The sequence below is a fragment of the Pseudomonas agronomica genome (genome assembly GCF_025917275.1).
GTDB classification, from domain to species: Bacteria; Pseudomonadota; Gammaproteobacteria; order Pseudomonadales; family Pseudomonadaceae; genus Aquipseudomonas; species Aquipseudomonas agronomica.
Genome location: NZ_JAOSHO010000496.1, coordinates 1 through 3586, shown reverse-complemented (window position 1 = coordinate 3586; position 3586 = coordinate 1). Strand labels below are relative to the sequence as shown.

The following is a 3586-nucleotide window of genomic DNA, read 5'->3' as shown; positions in this document are numbered from 1 at the left end:
TCGCGAGCAAGCTCGCTCCCACAAAGGCCTGCGTTGAGTCTGAGTTTTTTAACCGCCCGGAGCCCGGCCCCATGCACAAGCTCGATCGCTACGACCTGAAGATCCTGCAGATCCTCGCCGACGACGGGCGGATCACCAAGTCGAGCCTGGCCGAAGCCATCAACCTGTCGGTCACGCCGGCCTGGGAGCGGGTGCGCAAGTTGGAAGCCGCAGGCCTGATCATCGGCTATCGGGCGCAGATCGACTGGGCCGCGGTGTTCAAGCGCCAGCAAGTGCTGGTGGAGATCACCCTGGCCCGGCACACCGCCCAGGACATGCGCCGTTTCGAGCAGCGCATGGTCGCCGCGCCTGAAGTGGCGTTCTGTTACGCCACCGGTGGCGGGGTGGATTACCTGGCGATGATCCAGGCGCCGGACGTCGATGCCTATCAACGTTTCGTCGACCAACTGCTGCTCGAAGACCTCGGCATCGAACGCTACTTCACCTACATCGTCACCAAGACCATCAAGACCGCCGGTGCGTTGCCGGCGGAGCTGGCGTCGTCCTCCTGAGCGCCGCAGAAAACACTTTACGACCCGTTCTTTCCAGAAAAAAACCACGGTCTGACCCCACGCAAACACCCGAAAACCCAAGCGCCGCTGCCCTAGCATGGATTCACGCACACGCTCTGGAGTGAACGTCATGCCTTACCAACATCCGCTGTTGTTCAAAGCGCTTTGCTACGTCGACGGCCATTGGGTCCACAGCGACAGCGGCCACAGCGTCGCCGTCCACAACCCGGCCAACCGCACCGTCATCGGCCACGTGCCAATGCTCGATCAACTGCAGATCGTCGCGGCGGTGGACGCGGCGCATCGCGCATTTGCTTTGTGGCGCGAACAAAGCCTGGAGACGCGCGGCGCCATCCTGCGGCGCTGGGCGGCGTTGATCACCGAGCACAGCGAGGACCTGGCGCGAATTCTCAGCCTGGAACAGGGCAAGCCCTTGGCCGAGTCCCGTGGCGAAATCGCTTATGCCGCCAGCTTTATTCCTTGGTTCGCCGAGGAAGCCCGGCGCCTGTACGGCCAGAACATTCCCAGCCATATCCCGAATGCGCACCTTGGCACGGTCAAGGAACCGGTGGGGGTTTGTGCGCTGCTCACGCCGTGGAATTTCCCATCGGCCATGATCACCCGCAAGGCCGCGGCCGCGTTGGCCGCCGGTTGCACCGTGGTGATCAAGCCGGCCCACGAAACACCGTACTCGGCCTTGGCGTTGGCACAATTGGCCGAAGAAGCCGGCTTCCCTGCCGGGGTCTTCAACGTGGTCCTGGGCGAGCCGCAAATGGCCATGGAAACGCTGGTCAAGGACCGCCGCGTTCGCTCGGTGAGCTTTACCGGCTCGACCCGGGTCGGCAAGCTGGTGCTGCAAGCGGCGGCCCATGACGTGAAGAAAGTCGCGTTGGAGCTGGGCGGCAACGCGCCGTTCATTGTCTGCGCCGATGCCGACCTGGCCCTGGCGGTGAAAGTCGCCGTGGAGGCGAAGTTCCAGACCTCGGGCCAGGACTGCTGCGCGGCCAACCGAATCATGGTCCAGCGTCCGGTGTACCAGGCTTTTCTCACTCGCTTCACCGCAGCGGTGCGCGCCTTGCGGGTCGGGCCGGCCATGGTCGATCAGCAGGAACAGGAGGTGGACGTCGGCCCATTGATGCATCAGGCCGCGTTCGACGCGACCGCCGACCGCGTCGCCGATGCCCTGGCGTTGGGCGCTCAACGCCTGGTGGGCGGCGAAACGCATGCCTTGGGCGGGTTGTTCTACCAGCCCACCGTGCTGGCTGATGTCACACCGCAAATGCGCATCTACCGTGAAGAAAACTTCGCGCCCATCGCCGGGGTGATGCCGTTCGACACCCTGGACGAAGCCGTCGAAATGGCCAACGACACCGAGTACGGGTTGGCCGCCTATATTTGCTCCAACCGCCTGGATGTCATTTACCCACTGATCCGCCGTCTCGACCACGCCATGGTCGCGGTCAACGGCGTCAAGTTCACCGGCCATCCGATTCCCTTCGGTGGCATGAAAGCCTCCGGCCTCGGCCGCGAGGGCGGCACCGAGGGCTTCGAGCCCTTTGTCGAAACCAAATACTTTTGCCTGCACCATCAAGGCCAGTTCCCAGGAGAGTCCGCATGAGCCAAGAACTCAACACGCTGTTCGAACAAGACCGTGCGCATTTCATGCACCCGTCGACCCACGCCCATGATCACGCCAGCGGCGCGCTCAAGGGGCGGATCATCAAGAGCGCGTCGGGCATCCGCATTCGCGATCACGAGGGGCGTGAGTTCATCGACGCCTTTGCTGGCCTTTACTGCGTGAACATCGGCTACGGGCGTACCGAGGTGGCTGACGCCATCTACAAGCAGGCCAAGGAACTGGCCTACTACCACACCTACGTCGGCCATTCGAGCGAGGCGATCATCGAGCTGTCCAGCCGCATCATGGACTGGGCGCCGGAAGGGATGAAGAAGGTTTATTACGGCTTGTCCGGTTCCGACGCCAACGAAACCCAGATCAAACTGGTGCGTTACTACAACAACGTGCTGGGCCGGCCGCAGAAGAAGAAAATAATCTCCCGGGACCGTGGCTACCATGGCTCGGGCATCATGACAGGCAGCCTGACCGGGCTCCCAGCGTTTCACCAGCACTTCGACCTGCCGGCGGAGGGGGTCAAGCACACCGTCTGCCCACACTGGTATCGCAAGGCCCCGGCGGGCATGGACGAAGCGGCCTTCGTGCGCTATTGCGCCGACGAGCTGGAGAAAATGATTCTCGCCGAAGGGCCTGAGACAGTGGCGGCGTTCATTGGCGAACCGCTGATGGGCACCGGCGGCATCATTGTCCCGCCCGCCGGTTATTGGGATGCGATCCAGGCCGTCCTGAAGAAATACGACGTGTTGTTGATTGCTGATGAAGTGGTGTGCGCGTTCGGGCGCCTGGGTTCGAAAATGGGCAGCCAGCGCTACGGCATGAAGCCGGACCTGATCACTACCGCCAAAGGCCTGACCAGTGCCTATGCCCCTTTGTCCGCGGTGATCATCGGCGAAAAAGTCTGGAGCGTAATCGAAAAAGCCTCACAGGCCGAAGGTGCCATGGGCCACGGCTGGACCTATTCCGGACATCCGATCTGTGCAGCGGCGGCGCTGGCGAACCTCGACATCCTCGAACGGGAAAACCTGACGGCCAACGCCGAGGATGTGGGCGGCTACCTGAACCGTCGGTTGCGTGAAACGCTTGAAGGTCATCCGTTGGTGGGGGAAGTGCGCGGAGACGGCATGCTGGCGGCAGTGGAGTTCATGGCCGACCGTGAACAGCGCACAGCGTTCGACCCGGCACTCAAGGTCGGCCCCAAGGTCTCGGCCGCTTGCCTGGACCGCGGCATGATCGCCCGCGCCATGCCCCACGGCGACATCCTGGGCTTCGCCCCGCCGCTGATCCTGACCCGCGAGGATGCGGACCTGATCGTCGACATCACCAAGGGGGCTATCGATCAGGTGGCGGGGGAGGTGTTGGCTTGAACCCTCTCTAACCTGTGGGAGCGAGCCTGCTCGCG

3 protein-coding genes are annotated in these 3586 nt (G+C 63.1%); all 3 read left to right on the top strand.

Annotation, left to right across the window (positions count from 1 at the left end; translation table 11 throughout):
* The first annotated feature begins 71 nt into the window (after positions 1 to 71).
* The 3 genes from OC610_RS23360 to OC610_RS23350 all read left to right on the top strand — a co-directional run bounded on the left by OC610_RS23360 (position 72) and on the right by OC610_RS23350 (position 3551).
* Positions 72 to 551, top strand: coding sequence for an Lrp/AsnC family transcriptional regulator (locus tag OC610_RS23360; RefSeq protein WP_264431190.1), 480 nt, complete (start codon positions 72 to 74; stop codon positions 549 to 551).
* 130 nt (positions 552 to 681) lie between these two features.
* Positions 682 to 2169 carry an NAD-dependent succinate-semialdehyde dehydrogenase gene (locus tag OC610_RS23355; RefSeq protein WP_264431189.1) on the top strand — a complete coding sequence of 496 codons (1488 nt, stop codon included), beginning with the start codon at positions 682 to 684 and terminating at the stop codon, positions 2167 to 2169.
* Positions 2166 to 3551, top strand: a complete 1386-nt coding sequence (locus OC610_RS23350) for an aspartate aminotransferase family protein (protein WP_264431188.1) — start codon at positions 2166 to 2168, stop codon at positions 3549 to 3551. The genes OC610_RS23355 and OC610_RS23350 overlap by 4 nt, the downstream gene beginning before the upstream one ends.
* The last annotated feature ends 35 nt before the right edge of the window (positions 3552 to 3586 follow it).